At 52.2% G+C, this 17,380-nt stretch carries 11 protein-coding genes, 2 tRNA genes and 1 pseudogene; 13 read left to right on the plus strand and 1 reads right to left on the minus strand.

What is annotated here, in order from left to right; all coding sequences use genetic code 11:
* From RB298_RS07175 to RB298_RS07235, 13 genes and pseudogenes are all read left to right on the plus strand, one after another.
* Positions 1-511: pseudogene (locus RB298_RS07175) on the plus strand (hypothetical protein); the annotation flags it as partial.
* A 514-nt stretch (positions 512-1,025) separates the two neighbouring features.
* The gene (gene leuB, locus RB298_RS07180; protein ID WP_486046584.1) at positions 1,026-2,102 is read left to right on the plus strand and encodes a 3-isopropylmalate dehydrogenase; all 1,077 of its coding nucleotides are present in this window, start codon (positions 1,026-1,028) and stop codon (positions 2,100-2,102) included.
* Between the two features lie 173 nt (positions 2,103-2,275).
* Positions 2,276-2,815 (plus strand): peroxiredoxin, encoded by a 540-nt coding sequence (locus RB298_RS07185; RefSeq protein WP_009593058.1) that lies wholly within the window; start codon positions 2,276-2,278, stop codon positions 2,813-2,815.
* A gap of 276 nt (positions 2,816-3,091) precedes the next feature.
* On the plus strand, positions 3,092-3,499 hold the full coding sequence (locus RB298_RS07190) for a hypothetical protein (protein WP_015737147.1): 408 nt from the start codon (positions 3,092-3,094) through the stop codon (positions 3,497-3,499).
* A gap of 326 nt (positions 3,500-3,825) precedes the next feature.
* Positions 3,826-4,950, plus strand: a complete 1,125-nt coding sequence (locus RB298_RS07195; RefSeq protein WP_192570746.1) for an ATP-binding protein — start codon at positions 3,826-3,828, stop codon at positions 4,948-4,950.
* Between the two features lie 78 nt (positions 4,951-5,028).
* Positions 5,029-6,546, plus strand: coding sequence for a leucyl aminopeptidase (locus RB298_RS07200; RefSeq protein ID WP_486046586.1), 1,518 nt, complete (start codon positions 5,029-5,031; stop codon positions 6,544-6,546).
* A 78-nt stretch (positions 6,547-6,624) separates the two neighbouring features.
* On the plus strand, positions 6,625-7,590 hold the full coding sequence (locus RB298_RS07205) for an aldolase catalytic domain-containing protein (protein ID WP_486046588.1): 966 nt from the start codon (positions 6,625-6,627) through the stop codon (positions 7,588-7,590).
* Between the two features lie 181 nt (positions 7,591-7,771).
* Positions 7,772-7,845 (plus strand) — tRNA-Pro (locus tag RB298_RS07210).
* 78 nt (positions 7,846-7,923) lie between these two features.
* Positions 7,924-7,994 (plus strand) — tRNA-Gly (locus RB298_RS07215).
* A gap of 604 nt (positions 7,995-8,598) precedes the next feature.
* Positions 8,599-10,467 carry a ribosomal protection-like ABC-F family protein gene (gene abc-f, locus RB298_RS07220; protein WP_486046590.1) on the plus strand — a complete coding sequence of 623 codons (1,869 nt, stop codon included), beginning with the start codon at positions 8,599-8,601 and terminating at the stop codon, positions 10,465-10,467.
* A gap of 451 nt (positions 10,468-10,918) precedes the next feature.
* Positions 10,919-11,953: a phenylalanine--tRNA ligase subunit alpha gene (gene pheS / locus RB298_RS07225; protein WP_009593059.1), complete on the plus strand. Its 1,035-nt coding sequence runs from the start codon at positions 10,919-10,921 to the stop codon at positions 11,951-11,953.
* Between the two features lie 29 nt (positions 11,954-11,982).
* A complete protein-coding gene (gene pheT, locus RB298_RS07230; protein WP_486046592.1) occupies positions 11,983-14,433 on the plus strand; it encodes a phenylalanine--tRNA ligase subunit beta in 2,451 nt (816 codons plus the stop codon).
* Between the two features lie 259 nt (positions 14,434-14,692).
* The gene (locus RB298_RS07235) at positions 14,693-16,723 is read left to right on the plus strand and encodes a cell division protein ZapA (RefSeq protein WP_486046594.1); all 2,031 of its coding nucleotides are present in this window, start codon (positions 14,693-14,695) and stop codon (positions 16,721-16,723) included.
* A 93-nt stretch (positions 16,724-16,816) separates the two neighbouring features.
* Here the strand turns inward: RB298_RS07235 and RB298_RS07240 are convergent, their stop codons facing one another.
* Positions 16,817-17,203, minus strand: a complete 387-nt coding sequence (locus RB298_RS07240) for a cupredoxin domain-containing protein (RefSeq protein ID WP_009593061.1) — start codon at positions 17,201-17,203, stop codon at positions 16,817-16,819.
* Positions 17,204-17,380: the final 177 nt, after the last annotated feature.

Genomic DNA, 17,380 nt, shown 5'->3' on the forward strand with positions numbered 1-17,380 from the left:
TCAGCAGTCGTATCTGTGGCTCAGAAACTGGGATGGTGATGAGTATGAAGTGACAGAAGAGGGTGTTGGGAACTACGAAGTAATAAGCGAAGGTAGGAGGATGCAGCAGGAAGCGAAAAAGGCGAAGCATGAAGAAGACGAAGAAGAAGGAAGAAGAAGGAAGAGGACGAAAGGAGAGAAGAAGCGGAAGCAGAAAGAGAAAGCAAAAAGCAGAAGCAAGAAGCAAGAAGCAGAAGCCGAAGCAAGAAGCAGAAGCAGAAGCAGAAGCAAGAAGCAGAAGCAGAAGCAAGAAGCAGAAGCAGAAGCAGAAGCAGAAGCAGAAGCAGGGAGCCGAAGCAAGAAGCCGAAGCAAGAAGCAAAAAGCGCAAGACCAGGAACAACCAAGAATCTCTTCAAGTCGTTACATTCAAGTGTTATCTACAAAAGCAAGAGCCGCCCTATTTTTATGCATAGGGCGGCTCTTCATCTCCCATCACCCTTGTGGTCAGGGAGATGTGCTCTTCTCCGGTGACCTGGCAATTCATTAGCATCGAAGCAGCGGAGAGGACGAATCGATTCCGGAAAAGCGGAGCGGTCGCCTTTGGAGCCGAATTTCATCCCCTGACATACAATCCAGAAATTCGGCGACAACAGCGATTGGAGGAACGACACGTACTCGGAGCTTCCCACATTAACTCTTCGAAGCCCTCGCATAAACTGCTCTCGCATAAACTGCTCTCGCATGAACTGCTCTCGCATAAAACTGCTCTCGCTAAAGCCGCTCCAGTACAAGTAGCCCACGCATAAAGCGCCCACGATTAAGCTTTACTCGCCTTGTGCATTAAGTCGCCCTCGCGAAATTAGCTCTTCGAGCTTCTGCACAACTTCTTTGACGCCGTCTCCCTGATCACATTCCCCCTACTTATAGGCAAAACGAATTAAGTTCATAGTTTCTATATCTTGGTCAATCGAGGGGGAAGTATGTTACAACAGTAACTAGATGATTAAATACGACCAGTGTATATATAAATAAGGAGTGACGAAGGATGGCAGAAACGAAAAAAATCGCGGTAATCGCGGGAGACGGCATCGGTCCTGAGGTAGTGGCGGAAGCGGAGAAAATCATTAAACGTACCGAAGAGGTATTCGGACTTTCATTCACGACGGAACATGCGTTGTTTGGCGGCATTGCGATCGACGAGAAAGGAACGCCGCTCCCGGAAGAAACGCTGAGCGTATGCAAAAGCGCCGATGCGGTATTGCTTGGTGCGGTAGGCGGACCGAAATGGGACAACAACGCGAAGGAGCTTCGCCCGGAAACCGGATTGCTCGGCATCCGCAAAGAGCTTGGCCTGTTCTCGAACCTGCGTCCGGCCGTCATTTTTGACTGCTTGAAGGATGCATCCACACTGAAGCCCGAGGTTCTGGAAGGAACCGACTTGATGGTTGTTCGTGAACTGACGGGAGGCATATACTTCGGCGAGAAGTTCAGACGCGAAGGTGCAGGCGGAGAAGAAGCGGTAGATACCTGCGTATACAATACCGCCGAGGTAGAGCGCATCGTGCATCAAGCCTTCGAGATTGCACAGAAGCGCCGGAAGAAGCTGGCTTCCGTCGATAAAGCGAACGTGCTGGAAACGTCCCGCTTGTGGCGCGAAACCGTAAACCGCATCGCCCCTGAATACCCGGACGTCGAGCTGGAGCACGTGCTGGTAGACAACTGCGCGATGCAGCTTCTGCGCCGCCCGTCCAGCTTTGATGTCATCGTAACCGAGAATATGTTCGGTGACATTCTGAGCGACGAAGCAGCCATGCTGACAGGATCCATCGGCATGCTGGCATCCGCATCCATGGGCGAAGGAGCTTTCGGTCTGTACGAGCCGGTACACGGTTCGGCTCCGGACATTGCCGGCCAAGGCTTGGCGAACCCGATCGCAACGATTCTTTCCGTAGCGCTTATGTATCGCCTCACGTTCGGATACCAGGATGCGGCTGACGCCATTGAACGCGCAGTTGCCGAGGTGCTTGATGCCGGACACCGGACGGCAGACATTGCCGTTGATAAGAGCAAGGCGCTCAGCACCACGGAGATGGGCGATTTGATTGCCGCGGCTATCCGTTAATAGAAGAAGCGTACGTTCAAGAAAACTTCTTATTTATAATAATTATAATAAAGTAACGTCTACAATCTTGACTTTGATTAGCCTCGATGATAACATTTCTATTAAATGTTCATAGAACATACCATGTAGAAAATACACGTATTTTCTTACATATGTTAAGGAGGAATTCAATCATGGCAGAACGTTTGGTTGGTAAAGCGGCTCCTGATTTCACAATGGAAACTGTATCAGGTGACGGTAAAGATTTTGGCAAAGTCAGCCTGTCCGACTACCGCGGCAAATGGCTCGTATTCTTCTTCTATCCGCTGGATTTCACTTTTGTATGCCCAACTGAAATCACGGCTCTCAGCGATGCTTACGATCAATTCAAAGCATTGGATACGGAAATCCTGGGTGTGAGCGTTGACTCGATTCACAGCCACAAAGCTTGGATCAACACAGCTAAAGAAGCTAACGGTCTGGGAGCATTGAACTTCCCGCTGGCTTCCGACATCACCAAGAACGTAGCTAGAGACTACGGCGTTCTGATCGAAGAAGAAGGCGTTGCTCTGCGCGGCCTGTACATCATCGATCCAGAAGGCGAATTGAAATATCAAGTTGTTAACCATAACGACGTTGGCCGCAGCGTAGAAGAAACGCTTCGCGTTCTTCAAGCACTGCAATCCGGCGGATTGTGCGCAATGAACTGGAAGCCAGGCGATAGCAACCTGTAATTCCATTTCATGAATAGCAACCCTCATTACCTGACGTTACGTCCAGGTAATGGGGGTTTTTTCACTCTTGATTTTATTGGATGAAATAGGGGAAGACTTTTGTTTAGGAAACCGCGCTTGCGTTAATATATAATTAAATAAATAGGTTGGCCGGCTTATGATTAGGAAATCATGCCAAAATTTTAAATCAAGGTTTTTTTCATGAAGGAATTAGCCTGCCTGAAAGCGAATACAATATTGAAACGATTGAGAATCCACACAAGGAGGGTGAACGATATGAGTTTTTGCTGTGGGGCTAGTATGATGGGTACAAAGGGTACACTGAAGCATTATCGCACTCAAGTACATAATGTTCCCCTACTGTCTTGTCCGGTCTGCCATCGCGTCGAGGTTCATCATCGGGTTGAGAATGAGTATGAGATATTGGCTGAATATGCCCATGGTGACGGTGCATCCCAGGTGGATTTTCAGGATTACGTGATGGAAGATGAGGATGCCATTTTTGAGAATGTGGTCAATCGGGAGTCGGAGGATCCGCTCACGGTTGTTCAGAGTCAGATTGATATGTCGCTGGATCTCCTGGTGGTTGCCAAATGGATGGAGGACGAGAAGTGGCAGGGCGAACTGAAAAGACGGCTTGCCGTGATGAGCCAGCGCAGGCTCCGACTCCAGAAGCAGCCTTAATTAGGGATTAATAAAGCCTCGTGAATGCCCGGGGCTTTTTTAATGTTTCAAATCAAGCGGGTTTGGGTAATCATTTGCATTAGCTGTGCAATGACGGGTGTCATATCAATTACATAAACCCCAATACATAAGTAATGACAATGGTATTTTTATGCAATTATCCATTTTTCGACAGGATTTCTGATTGACGTTTCTTTGTTTCGATGACTATCATGGAAGGAAGCAGATTCGGGCTGCTTCTGATTCAGAGGCGGACAAGCTCATTTTTTTCGCATGTTTTTTGTCGGTTTGGTGAGTTCAACTTTTCAAGAAAAGGGGGAGCCATCTTGTTGAGTCAAATCCGTGAATCTGAGCTGCAGGCAATTCGTTCATTTCATTCCAGTCAGCTTATTAGAAACAAGTATGAGAACATACTGGAGAATCTCGACAGCGGGATTATCCTCTTTGATAGTGATGGAGTGTTGGCATTTGTTAACGTGCAGATGGCAAAACTGTTAGGCGTATCCCGTAAATCGCTGACAGGCTGTACGCTGACCCAGCTATTGCGTCATCCCCAGCTCTCCAGATTCAAGAAGAAAAAAATACTTCGCATTTTTCGGGAAACGGTATTCCATCGCCGAAGATTCCATGAATTGGTTGATGAATTCGGCAGATCGTGGCTGATTACGATGACGTATGGGGACCAAATGGAAGGCGACTTCCTGATCAGCGTGAAGGATGTATCGGATTTCAAACGAATTGAGCAAACCGCTTATCAGAACGATAAACTGGCCATGCTGGGAAAAATCTCGGCTTCCATTGCCCATGAAATCCGAAACCCGCTGACATCCATTCGAGGCTTTATCCAGCTGCTGCGTCCGCATCTCGTAAGTTTGGGAAAGGACGAGTATGCCAGAATCATACTAACGGAGATCGATCGCGCAAACGATATTATATACGAATTTCTCAATTCCTCCAAACCCTCGGCTCCAGAGACCAAGATTGTATCCGTATCCTCATTATTGAAGGAAGTTGTTCTATTAACAGAGAGCGAAGCCTTGATGAAGGGATGCCAGATCAATCTGCATACCGATAAGACCCCACCTGCGTTTATTTCCGTTGATGTCAAGCAGATCAAACAGGTGATTCTGAATATTATTAAAAATGCCCTCGACGCCATAAATGAGCATCATGACGAGAACATTACCGGGATGATTGATATTTCAGCCCGTGACACGGGGAAACATATTAACATTTGCATTTCGGATAACGGGGGCGGCATGGATCAGAATACGCTGAACCACCTCTTTAATCCCTTTTTTACAACGAAAGAGAGCGGGACGGGACTTGGTTTGTCCGTGAGCTACAGCATCATCCGAAACCATGGCGGCACCATTGCCGTGGATAGCCAGATTGGGGCCGGGACCGAGTTTGTGATCACGTTTCCCAAGCTGGACGTGTCGGAAGTCTAAGAGGATATGCAACCGATTTGAATACAAGAGCAGCTGTTCCAATGGAATGGCTTTTTCTTTTTTAGGAGGAGAAGAGACATGAAATGGACATTTGAAAGCAATTTAACAGCCGGGCAAGTACAAGCGGATGCCATCATCGTTCCCGTTACTAAAAAACAAGCGAAGGAGGGCGGCATTTCCGCGGCCTGGGACCCGTTATTAAAGCAGTTAGCGGAGAACCGGCTGTTCGACGGCACCGCCAACCGGTCATTCGTATGGCCGGAGAGCATTTCGAGCGGATCGCGCCTGTTAATGTGGGTAGGCCGTCCCGAAGGTATCCTGACATCCGAGCAGCTGCGTTTGGTTGCAGCTCAAGCGGCGAAGGCGGCCGTAAAATCGGGAATACGCAGCGCGGCCATTCAAATTCCGCGTACGATGGTCAGCTTCACCGCCGAACAGACGCCCCGCGACGCGGCTCAGGCTTTAACCGAAGGTTTTATCCTGGGAAGCTACCGGAAACCGCATTATAAACGAGATGCTTCCGAACATACGGATTTAGAAGAAATCCTCTATTATATAGAAGGAAATGCGGAAGCGGAATTTGAAGCCGCGTGGAAGGAAGGCATGTCGCTGGGCCAAGCGATTGGAGAAGCAACCTGCCTGGCACGAGATTTGACGAACCTTCCCGGCAATAAACTGTTACCGGAAGACTTGGCCCAGAAGGCGCTTCAGCTGGCGAAGCGGTACGGCTTCGAAGCACAGGTCCTGGATGAGGAAGCCATGGTCGAGAAAGGAATGGGCGGTCTCTTGGCCGTAGGGAAAGGCAGCATACATCCGCCGCGCATGATTACGATCCGTTATCAGGGACGGGAGACATGGGACGATGTGATCGGCCTGGTCGGCAAGGGAATCACGTTTGATACCGGCGGCGTTTCGCTGAAGAGGGCAGCCGGGATGGAGGATATGATCAGCGATATGGGCGGGGCGGCTACAGTGCTGGGCGTTATGGAGGCTCTCGGACGTATTCGTCCCAAGGCAAATGTCGTGATGGTGATCCCGTCTGCGGAGAACGTGATGAGCGGCGGCGCCTTTAAACCAGGCGATATCGTGACGACGCTGAGCGGCCGTACCGTCGAAGTGCTGAACACGGATGCCGAGGGCCGCATCGTGCTCGCGGATGGAGTAACCCATGCCAAACAGCTCGGCGCTTCGCGCCTGATTGATGTGGCCACGTTGACCGGGGCCGTCGTTTCGGCGCTTGGGGATATCGCCACCGGGGCCGTAACCAATGACGAAACCTTTTTGCAGGAGCTTATCGCTTCTTCCCGTAGGGCCGGCGAAAAAATATGGCCGCTCCCATCCTATCCGGAGTTTTGGGATAAATTGAAGAGCGAGGTGGCGGATTTGCGAAATCAAACCGGGCGAGAAGGCGGGACGATCACGGGCGGTCTTTTTGTGGGCACGTTTGCTGACGGGCTGCCTTGGGTTCATTTCGACATTGCAGGTACGGCTTACTTGCCCAAGGAGCGGGGCGTGGATCCCAGAGGGGCAACCGGCGTGCTCGTCCGAACCATCAGCGACTGGATACTCCGAGAGGCCGAGGCCGTCAAGGATTGATGCACATGTTATGCTTTACTTTTCAACCGGCATTCAAGTATGATGAAGAGAAAATTGCCGAGAGGAGTTTAGCTTAGAATGATTAAGAGTAGTCAGACAAAGATTGTAGACTGTACCATTCGCGATGGCGGACTGGTGAACAACTGGGATTTTAGCGTAGAATTCGTGCAAAATTTATATGCAGGCCTGAATGAGGCTGGCGTGGACTATATGGAAATCGGTTATAAAAATTCGCCTAAGCTGCTAAAAGGCGCTGATCAAGCCGGCCCTTGGCGTTTTTTGGATGATGAATTCCTTCGAGAAATTATTCCCCATAAAGGTAAAACCAAACTGTCCGCACTGGTCGATATCGGCCGGGTGGATGAGGATGATATTTTGCCGCGCGAGGAGAGCCTGCTGGATCTCATCCGCGTTGCATGTTACATCAAAGACGTGGATAAGGCGCTTGCGCTGGTTCAGACCTTCCATGATCGCGGTTACGAGACGACGCTGAACATTATGGCCCTCTCCAACGTGATGGAGAATGAGCTGCTGGAAGCCTTTGAGATGATCAGGGAGAGCGTCGTGGATGTGGTATACATCGTCGATTCTTACGGAAGCCTGGATCATAAAGACATGGAATACCTGGTAAATAAGTTCAAGACGCATCTGCCGAACAAACGTCTTGGCGTTCATACCCATAACAATATGCAGCTGGCGTTCTCCAACACGCTGGTAGCCGCCGACCTCGGCGTTGAGCTTCTGGATGCGTCCGTGTACGGCATGGGCCGCGCGGCCGGCAACTGTCCGACCGAGCTTTTGGTTACCCACTTGAAAGGCACGAAGTACGAGCTGCGCCCGGTACTGGACATTATTGAGCGCTTCATGATCCCTCTTCGCGAAAAAGAGGAGTGGGGTTACATCATGCCCTACATGATTACAGGCACCCTGGACGAACATCCGCGCTCCGCAATGGCACTTCGCGCTTCGGACGATAAAGACAAAATAGTGGATTTTTACGATAAATTGACGACGCCGGAAGTGACGTTCGACAAAAAGAAGTAAGGATGGCTAGGGCGTCCTTGCATCTTATATCAGTGTATGAAAGAGCAGCATCTTTCCCCATTCGGAAGGGTGCTGCTTGCTTTCTAGTGCCTATGATACATTTTCCATAAAATACATGTTGAAATTGCGTGTCACGCATGGTATATTTATTTTTGTCTTCAAAAGACAATATGTTGATTATCGGGACGTAGCTCAGCTTGGTAGAGCACCTGGTTTGGGACCAGGGGGTCGCATGTTCAAATCGTGTCGTCCCGATTCGCTTATGATTTAGGACCTCGCAAATAGTAATCGGCATATGCTCCAAAGCATAGCGTCACTTTTGTAGGTGGATATGCGGGTGTAGTTCAATGGTAGAACTCCAGCCTTCCAAGCTGGTAGCGTGGGTTCGATTCCCATCACCCGCTTATAGTTAGACGGGAACCCTTGGTACCAAGGGTTTTTTTGTTGCTTCATTGCATAACTGGCTGCAGAAGCTGCTTGTTATCTTAGACGGGGCAAAGTAGTAAATCCTTGAGATATCAAGGATCTCTGGCTGTTATAGGATGCAGGCTCCGCAGATAGTCCTTTTACATTTTAGAAATATCTGTTATAATGGCCATAATTTCATTCCAAGAATGCGAGGTAACCTAGTCCAATGAAGTAAGACACCCTTTTCTCTAAAACAACTGCATGTAGTTTTGCAGGCGTTTCTCTACGGCGGTAGAGGGAGAGATTTGGCGTGTCTGAACAATGTGACTGGGGTGCCTCTTTTTGTTATGTCTGAAACGGTACTCTGAACCAATACCAATCACATATACGGAACGGATTGCTGCTTTTGTTGACGGGCGAAGGTAAGGACCTTTCATCTCAATACCCGTCAGGGCTGGCCTGGAATGAACAGCCGAAGAATTGAGCAGTGGCGCGCATTCGTCCCGTTATTCAGATCCAAGCGAATCCTCTCTCATAACAACCGCCGCAGGCCATCGCCTGCGGTTTTTGATGTTTTTCACAGAGAGAGGATGAGGCGATATGACAATGATTCTAAAAGCGAAGGATATAAGCATGGAACTTCAAGGAAAGCCGCTGTTTGAAGGCATTCAGCTGGAAGTGGCCGAAGGAGAGCGGATCGCGCTGTATGGGCGTAACGGTACCGGCAAAACAACGCTCCTCTCCATCCTGGCCGGTGAGCTTGAACCGACCTCCGGCGTTGTGGAGGCGATCCTTCCAAGAGAGCGCTGGGGCTGGTTGAGACAGCAGGATGAACCGGAGGAGGGCGATATGAGTGCGATCGATACGGTGCGCAGCCGCAGTCATCCAACGTTATGGGAGCTGAAGCTTCGGCTTGCGGGAGTCGAGCAGCGGATGAACGGCGCCAGCGCTGCGGAAATGGAGCAGCTGCTTGAGTTATATGGCAATCTGCTGGAGCATTATGAATCCCGGAACGGTTTCCAGTGGGAGACCGAGGTGGAGAAAGCGATGACGATGCTGGGCATCGGGCAGGAGGTGTGGCCGGTGTCCTATCGCGAGCTGAGCGGAGGCCAGAAGACGAAGGTGATGCTGTCTGCGCTCCTGGTGTCGGCCCCGAAATTTCTGCTGCTTGACGAGCCGACGAACCATCTGGACAGTGAAAGCCTGGTCTGGCTGGAGCAGTGGCTGGTGTCGACCTATAAAGGAACGGTGCTGTTTGTATCCCATGATCGGGAATTCATTGATCGGGTGGCGACCGCCGTCTGTGAGCTGACGTCGGAGGAACTCCGGCGTTACCGGGGAGGATACACGGATTACCGGCGCGAAAAGGAACGCGAGCTGCGCGAGCAGGAGACGCTTTATCGCAAGCAGGAGCTGGCCCGCAAGGCGCTTGAGGAGTCGATCCGAAGATACGAGGAATGGTTCCATAAAGCGCATAACGCGGCCGGGGACGTGAATGAAGTCAAGATCACCGCCAGTTTCTACAAGGCCAAAGCGAAGAAGAACATCTCCAGATACCATGCCAAGGAAAAAGCGCTGGAACGGCTGGAAGCCGAGCGGGTGGATAAGCCGCGCAGCGGGCCCAAGCTGAACATGGAGCTGGAAGGGGAGGCATTCGGCGGCCGAACCCTGGTCCAAGTGAAGGACATCTGTTTTGGATACGGAGATCAACAGCTTTTTAATAAGCTCACCTTCTATTTGAACCGCGGCGACCGGCTGGCCGTAAGAGGCCCCAACGGAAGCGGAAAAACGACGCTGCTCAAGCTGCTGCTGGGGGAGATCGTTCCGCAGGAGGGCCGGATTACCCGGAATCCTTCCGTCAAGATCGGCTATTTTTCGCAGGAGCTTGAGGGGCTTGAACCGGAAACCACGCTGCTGGACAGCCTTCTTGTCATTCCCGGCATGACGGAGAGCCGTGCGCGTACCCTGCTGGGCTCGTTTCTCTTCAGGAGAGACGACGTGTTTAAGAAGATGGGACAGCTCAGCATGGGGGAGAAGTGCAGAACGGCTTTTCTCAAGCTGTATTTCAGCGGGGCGCATCTCCTTGTACTGGATGAACCCTCGAATTACCTGGACGTGGATACCCGAGAGGTGATTGAACAGGTGCTCGTAAGCTTTCCGGGCGCAATCGCGCTTGTATCGCATGACCGGTATCTGGTGCGCAAAATCGCGAACCGGCTGCTTACGCTGAAGCCCGGGGAAGCTCCCGCATGGTTCGAGGGAAGCGTTGGCGAGGAGGAGGAACAGGCTGCGCGAACCGGGGTGATCAAGGGAGATACCGAGAAGGACAATCGCCGAATGGCGCTTGAGTACCGGATTCAGGAATTGCTGGGGTTATCCGCTGATGGACTTGAGGCCGGGGACGAGGCGAGCTGGCTTGCCGAAATTAGGGAGCTGCGGGCCGAGCTTGCCGGGCTTTTGTCGGATTGAGCCCAAGGATCCCGATTAAAATCGGTCCGATGAGGTTAAAATGGGGAAATGAAACTTGCCATATGCCGAAAGGTTGCATATAATAAACCCTATATATTTGCATAAGTTCTAAATGCATGGATGGAGAAAAGTAGCCAGTGCCTCTTTACAGGGAAGGGATGCCGTGGATTGAGAGTGTCCCTCAAAGAATCAGGCTGGTGAAGTTCGCTCCGGAGCAGTTCCCTGAACACGGCAGCCCGCCGGTTGAGTAGGGGATAACGGGTCCGATTCGTTACGTCGGTCAAGTGAGCATGATGAGGCATACTTGTGCCCAAGGCTTTTACCGTCTTGGTTAGGGTATGAAACATGTTAACAAGGGTGGTACCACGGTCTCTTCGTCCCTTTTCGGGAGGAGAGGCCTTTTTTGTTTTCAGAACAATGATGGAGTTTACAAAGGGGTGTGCGAATAGCCATGAAGGAAAAATTGGAAGCTTTAAAGCAGGAAGCATTGGCGCAATTGCAGGATGTTACCGATCCGCAGCAGCTGAATGATTTGCGGGTGAAATACCTTGGCAAAAAAGGGGCCCTGACGGAAATCCTGCGCGGCATGGGAGCACTCAGCGCAGAGGAGCGTCCCGTGATCGGCCAGGTGGCCAATGACGTTCGCGGCGCGATCGAGGAAGTCATTTCCGGCAAGCAGGAAGCGTTCCTGCAGCAGGAAACCGAAGAGCGTCTGCGCGCAGAGAAAGTGGACGTGACCCTTCCGGGTCGCAAGCTCAGCCAAGGTGCGGTGCATCCGCTCAGCAAGGTGATCCAGGATATCGAGGATATTTTCATCGGGATGGGATACCGCGTAGCGGAAGGACCCGAGGTGGAGACGGACTATTTCAATTTCGAGGCGCTCAATCTGCCGAAGAACCACCCGGCACGCGACATGCAGGATTCCTTCTATTTGACGGAAGATCTGCTGATGCGGACCCAGACTTCCCCGGTGCAAGCCCGGACGATGCTGTCGATGCAAGGAAAAGCTCCGGTCAAAATCATCTGTCCCGGACGCGTATTCCGTCGGGACGACGACGACGCGACCCATTCGTTCCAGTTCCATCAAATCGAGGGCCTCGTGATCGGCGAGAACATTCGCATGAGCGATTTGAAAGGGACGCTGCTGCAATTCGTTCAGGAAATGTTCGGCGATAACACGCAGATCCGTCTGCGTCCAAGCTTCTTCCCATTCACGGAGCCCAGCGCGGAAGTGGACGTATCCTGCGTCAAATGCGGCGGCAGCGGCTGCCGCGTATGCAAGCAAACGGGCTGGCTGGAGATTTTAGGTTGCGGCATGGTTCATCCGAAGGTGCTCGAAATGGGCGGCTATGACCCTGAGAAGTACAGCGGATTTGCTTTCGGTATGGGGGTTGAGCGGATTGCCATGCTGAAATACGGCGTGGATGACATCCGCCACTTCTTCAACAACGATACGGCATTCTTGAATCAGTTCACGCGGATCTAATTTTAACGATAAAGGGAAGTGAATAGACAATGAGAGTTTCAACCGATTGGTTGTCCGATTATATTTCGCTCGAAGGCGTAACCTCAGAGGATTTGGCTAGCCGCATTACATCGGCCGGCATTGAAATCGATGTGATCGAGAAACGGAATCAAGGCATTAACAACGTGGTCGTAGGCTACGTCAAGAGCAAGGAGAAGCATCCCGATGCCGATAAGCTGAACGTGTGCGTCGTCGATGCAGGCCAGGAAGAAGATCTCCAGATCGTATGCGGAGCAAAAAACGTGGATGCTGGCCAGAAGGTGCCGGTAGCGCTTGTGGGCGCGAAGCTGCCGGGCGGGCTGGATATCAAGAAAGCCAAGCTGCGCGGCGTGCTGTCCCAAGGCATGATTTGCTCAGCCAAGGAACTGGGCATGAATGACAAACTGCTGCCCAAAGAACTGCAGGAGGGGATTTTGGTGCTCCCGGCTGACACGGAGATCGGTAAACCGATTGTGGATGTGCTGGGCCTGAACGATGAAATTCTGGAGCTGGACCTGACGCCGAACCGTTCCGACTGCCTCAGCATGCTGGGCACGGCTTACGAAGTGAGCGCCATCCTCGGCCGCGAGCTGAGCCTGCCGAACCCGGAGAAGGAAATGCTGGAGGTTCATGATGCAGCAGCCGATCATATCTCGGTTACGATCGGCGCGGATGAGCAGTGCAGCCATTATGCTGCACGCTATATCACGGGGGTAACGATCGCTCCTTCCCCGCTGTGGATGCAGAACCGATTGATGGCAGCCGGCGTGCGTCCGATCAATAACATTGTGGATATTACCAATTATGTGATGCTGGAATACGGCCAGCCGCTGCATGCTTTTGATGCGGATCAGCTGAAAGACGGGGCGGTTCACGTACGCTTGGCTGAGGCCGGCGAGACGATGGTGACGCTGGATGGCGCGGAGCGGCGTCTGGAGCCGCATATGCTGGTAATTACGGCAGGCGGCAAGCCGGTGGCCTTGGCTGGCGTTATGGGCGGCCTGGACTCCGAAGTAACGGACGGAACGGTGAATATTTTCCTGGAGTCGGCTAAATTCGATGGCGGCACCGTCCGCAAAACCTCCCGTCAGCTGGGACTTCGCTCAGAGGCAAGCTCCCGCTTCGAGAAGGAAGTGGATCCGGCCGCAGTAATCCCTGCTTTGAACCGAGCGGCTGCACTGATGGCGAAATATGCCGGCGGGTCCGTGCATCAAGGAATCGTCGAAGCAGGAAGTGCGCAAACCGAGCCGTCCGTGATTACGTTGTCGCTGGAGAAGCTCAATCGTTATCTGGGCACGGAGCTGTCTTTGCTTGAGGTCAAAACGATCTTCTCCCGACTGCATTTCCCTAGCGGGGATGCGGGCCAGGGATTGGTGGATATCCAAGTGCCTTCCCGCCGCGGCGATATTACGCTCGATGTAGACCTGATCGAAGAGGTTGCCCGCCTGTATGGCTATGACAACATTCCGACCACGGCGATTGAAGGACCGACGACGCCGGGTTCGTTGACGGAAGCGCAGGCCATCCGCCGCTCGCTTCGCCGTCTGTTGACGCACAGCGGATTCCAGGAGGTTCTGGGTTACTCTTTCATTCATCCGCAGCAAGCGGAAGTGTTCACTTCCCTATCGGAAGGCGGGAAGGCGGTTAAGCTGGCGATGCCGATGAGCGAGGACCGCAGCGTGCTGCGTACCAGCTTGCTGCCGCAGCTGTTGGATATCGCGGTGTATAACCATAACCGCAAGCAGCCGGACCTGGCCCTGTTTGAAATAGGGAACCTGTTCCACACGCAGGAGGAGACGTTGACAAAGCAGCCGCAGGAGCGTCCGGTTCTCGGTCTGCTGCTGTCAGGACGCAAAGGCAGCAAGCAGTGGAACGTCCAGCCGGCCAAAGTGGATTTCTTCGATTTGAAAGGTGCGCTTGAAACGGTGCTCGATTATCTCGGCGTTCGCGCTGACGACATTTCTTACGAAGCGAACGGGCCGGCAGGCTTCCATCCGGGACGTTCCGCTTCCGTTTACGTAGGTCAGGGCGAGAACAAACATCTGCTCGGCGTGCTCGGACAAATTCATCCAAAGACGCAGCATGAGCTGGATTTGGAAGATACCTATGCCGCCGAGATCCTGCTTGAGCCGCTCTATGATCTGACCAATGCCCGCGTCGCTTACCGCGATCTGCCTAGATTCCCGGGCATGGAGCGCGATCTTGCCATCGTGGTGAATGAGGAAGTAGAAGCCGGTTCCCTGATGCAAGTCATCAGAGAGAACGCCGGAGAGCTTCTGCAGCAGATTCAGGTGTTTGACGTCTTCACGGGCAGCAAGCTGGGAGAAGGCAAGAAGAGTGTTGCGATCTCCTTGACGTACCGCCATCAGGAGCGGACGCTGACCGATGAAGAGGTTGCCGGGGTTACGGAAAAAGCAGTCGCCGCCCTTCAGCAAACTTTTGGCGCAGAATTAAGAAAATAGCAGGAATTGTGAACGTCCGCATCGAATCCATTACATCAGAGATTCGATGCGGGCTTTTTTGCTCTAAATTGAACTGGGATTTGCATCCGAAGGCCCGCAGGGTTCATAATTATAAGCACAAAACTGTGTTATCATATACCACACTTCGGTCTGTACTCTAGAGGTTCGTCTGTAGATGTTATCTCATATATAATGGATGCAGAGGATAGACCATTTCAGACATCATAGAATTTACACATAATAGAAGGAGGGCACAATTTTGACTACATCTGACCGTAAAAGCGTTACCGTAGACATCTACGGAACTTCCTATAAACTCGTTGGAAACAGCAGTGATTATACCAGACAGGTAGCCAATTACGTGGATGATCGCATGCGTACCATCTCCAAGGCGCACTCCCGATTGGATACCCCGCGCATTGCCGTCCTTGCCGCGGTACATATGGCTGAAGAAGCTTTGCAGAAGCTGGAGTATCAGAACGAGGCCAAGCAGATGACGGCCGAGCGGAATGAGCTGAGAACGGAACTGGCCAAGGTGCAGGGACTTCAAATCGAGCAGCAGGAGAGACATCGTCAGCAGCTGGAGCAGCTGGAACGCAAGCTGGCGGAGCAGACAACGCTGGCTGAAGAATACAGGAAATCCAAGGAGAACCTGACGGCGGAGTCGGAGCGTACGAAGGAGCTGCTCCAGAAGGAATCGGACCGCGTGGCGGAACTTCTGAAGGAGAAGCAGCAGCTTGAGGTGCGTCTTAAGGAGCAGCGCGAGAAGCTGGAGAGCGGCCACAAGCAGGCGATGGAAGATATGAAACGCCGTTATGAAGGGCAGATTTCACAGTCGGCGCTCACGCATAAGCAGGCCGTCGAGAAGCTGGAACAGAGTTTGCGGACTTCAGCGAAGCAGGCTGAAGAGAAGCTGGCGGAGCAGTTGAAGAAACAGGAGAGCACTTATAAACAAGAGGCGCTTCTGAAAGAACAGCAGCACTCGAAGACCGTGCAGGATCTGAAGCAGCAGAATTCGAAGACGGTGCAGGATCTGGAGCAGAAGTACACGAAGACGGTGCAAGATCTGGAGCAGAAGTACACGAAGACGGTGCAGGATCTGAAGCTGGAGCACTCGAAAACCTTGCAGGATTTGGAGCAGCAGAACTCGAAGACCGTGCAGGATCTGGAGAAACAGCTCGCCGAGCAGCGCAATCGCGGCGGCCAGCTGCACTCGCGGTTAACGACCGCGGAGAAGGAACTGAACACGGTAAAAGCGGAATCGGACAAGCTGAAGGAAGAGCTCCATTCGTCCAAGCAGCAAGCTGAAGCTTCCTCGCAGGAATTGCGTTCCTTCCGTACGAAGGCGGAAGGGCTGGCGAAGGAACTCGAGGCCCTGAAGCAGGAATCCGGCAAGTCGGAGGAAGAGCGCAGACGTCTGCAGAAGCTTGTGGTGGATGCGAATCAGACCTCCCGCAAGCAGCAGGAAGAGCTGCAGCGTCTAAGCAGCGAGCTGCAATCCTGGCGGACGCTGGCGGATCAGCGCAAGGAGGAGACCGGCGAGCTCGAGATGAGAATCGTCGAGCTGATGGAATTGAACGAAAGCCTGGAAGAGGGAATGAAGGGGCTTCAGGATGAAATCCATGTGATGAAAGACGAAGCGGACCGGATCCTTTCCGAGCGGCGAAGCGCCCAGGAGGAATTGAAGGAGCTCCAGCTCCGCAACGAAGAGCTGGAGAAACTCACCCAGGACGCGGGAATCCGCGAGGAAGAGACCGGCAAACTCTACGCCATGCTGGAAGAAGAATACGATACGGTGTCGAATCAGCTCGATGAGCTTCGCAAGAAGGCGACCGCCAGCGAAGAGCGTGCAAGCGAACTTGCCGAGCAGCTGAGGGAGTCCGAAGAGCGCGCCGTTCATTGGCAGGGCCAATACCAGCAATGGATGGCGGAACGGGAACAACTGGCTGCAGACAGCGAGAAGCTCGCGGCAGAGCGCGATGAGTGGAAACGAACCAAGCTTGCGCTGGAAGAAGAGCTTCAGTCCTGGCAGCAGGAGATTGCATCCGCGCGTCAGGTCTGCGACCGTCTGGAAGGCGAGAAAAGCCAAGCGGCACAGCAGTATTCCGAGCTTGGCGAACAGTACGAGCTGGTTATGCACCAGTATCGGCTGCTGCAGGCAGAACAGGAATTGAAGGCGGAACAAGCCGCGCAGCTTGAAGAAGAACACCGCAAGCTGAAGGAAGAGTATGCGAAGCTCCAAGTTGAATATAATGAATGGATCGAGTTGATTGAGCAGGATCAGCGTTAGGCCATGACGAAGATGTGAACCTGAAAAAACCTCCGGATCAGAGAGAGGAAACTCTGGCGATCCGGAGGTTTTCATTTTGCATAGCAGGCCCTGCTATTCTTCGACGATCAGTTTGGATATCATTTTGCTGTGACCGGCTCCGCACATAATGGAACACGAAACCTCGAATTCTCCTGCCTTGTCAGGCGTAACGACGGTTGAGTTGTTCTTTCGGTCCAGCTGCAGGCCAAGCGCAGGAATCATAACGCCGTGGTTGCCGTCTTCGTTCTCGTAAGTAATCTTGACGGGCACCCCTTTTTTGAGGTGATATTCGGCTTGGTCAAATTGGAAGTTGGAGCCTTTAATCACGAGTTCTGCTTCCGGTGCCACGCCGGTATCCGTGATCCCCGAATTGCCCTCGGACTCTTGTTGGTTTCCGCCGCAGGCCGCCAATACAAAAAGGAGCATACATGAAACAAGTAGTGCTATGCCTTTTTTCACTATAATCTCTCCTGACTATGAAATAATTGTGAAAATTAATTTCCAATCTTTATGATAGCTCAGAACGGGAGTCGACGCACATGCCTGTTATGAAAAATTGGTGAACGTGAAGCGTTTGCAACGAATTTTATGGATTTACGTTATAATGTAGGGGAAACATAGTCAAAGAGGACGGGA

It is taken from the genome of Priestia sp. BR_2 (assembly GCF_041954005.1).
Classification (GTDB): Bacteria; Bacillota; Bacilli; order Paenibacillales; family Paenibacillaceae; genus Paenibacillus_AQ; species Paenibacillus_AQ lautus_A.

What these genes read in the sequence shown, in the direction of transcription:
- leuB (WP_486046584.1), top strand. Translation starts at nt 1,026, where the DNA reads ATGGCAGAAACGAAAAAAATCGCGGTAATCGCGGGAGACGGCATCGGT.
- RB298_RS07185 (WP_009593058.1), top strand. Translation starts at nt 2,276, where the DNA reads ATGGCAGAACGTTTGGTTGGTAAAGCGGCTCCTGATTTCACAATGGAA.
- RB298_RS07190 (WP_015737147.1), top strand. Translation starts at nt 3,092, where the DNA reads ATGAGTTTTTGCTGTGGGGCTAGTATGATGGGTACAAAGGGTACACTG.
- RB298_RS07200 (WP_486046586.1), top strand. Translation starts at nt 5,029, where the DNA reads ATGAAATGGACATTTGAAAGCAATTTAACAGCCGGGCAAGTACAAGCG.
- RB298_RS07205 (WP_486046588.1), top strand. Translation starts at nt 6,625, where the DNA reads ATGATTAAGAGTAGTCAGACAAAGATTGTAGACTGTACCATTCGCGAT.
- abc-f (WP_486046590.1), top strand. Translation starts at nt 8,599, where the DNA reads ATGACAATGATTCTAAAAGCGAAGGATATAAGCATGGAACTTCAAGGA.
- pheS (WP_009593059.1), top strand. Translation starts at nt 10,919, where the DNA reads ATGAAGGAAAAATTGGAAGCTTTAAAGCAGGAAGCATTGGCGCAATTG.
- pheT (WP_486046592.1), top strand. Translation starts at nt 11,983, where the DNA reads ATGAGAGTTTCAACCGATTGGTTGTCCGATTATATTTCGCTCGAAGGC.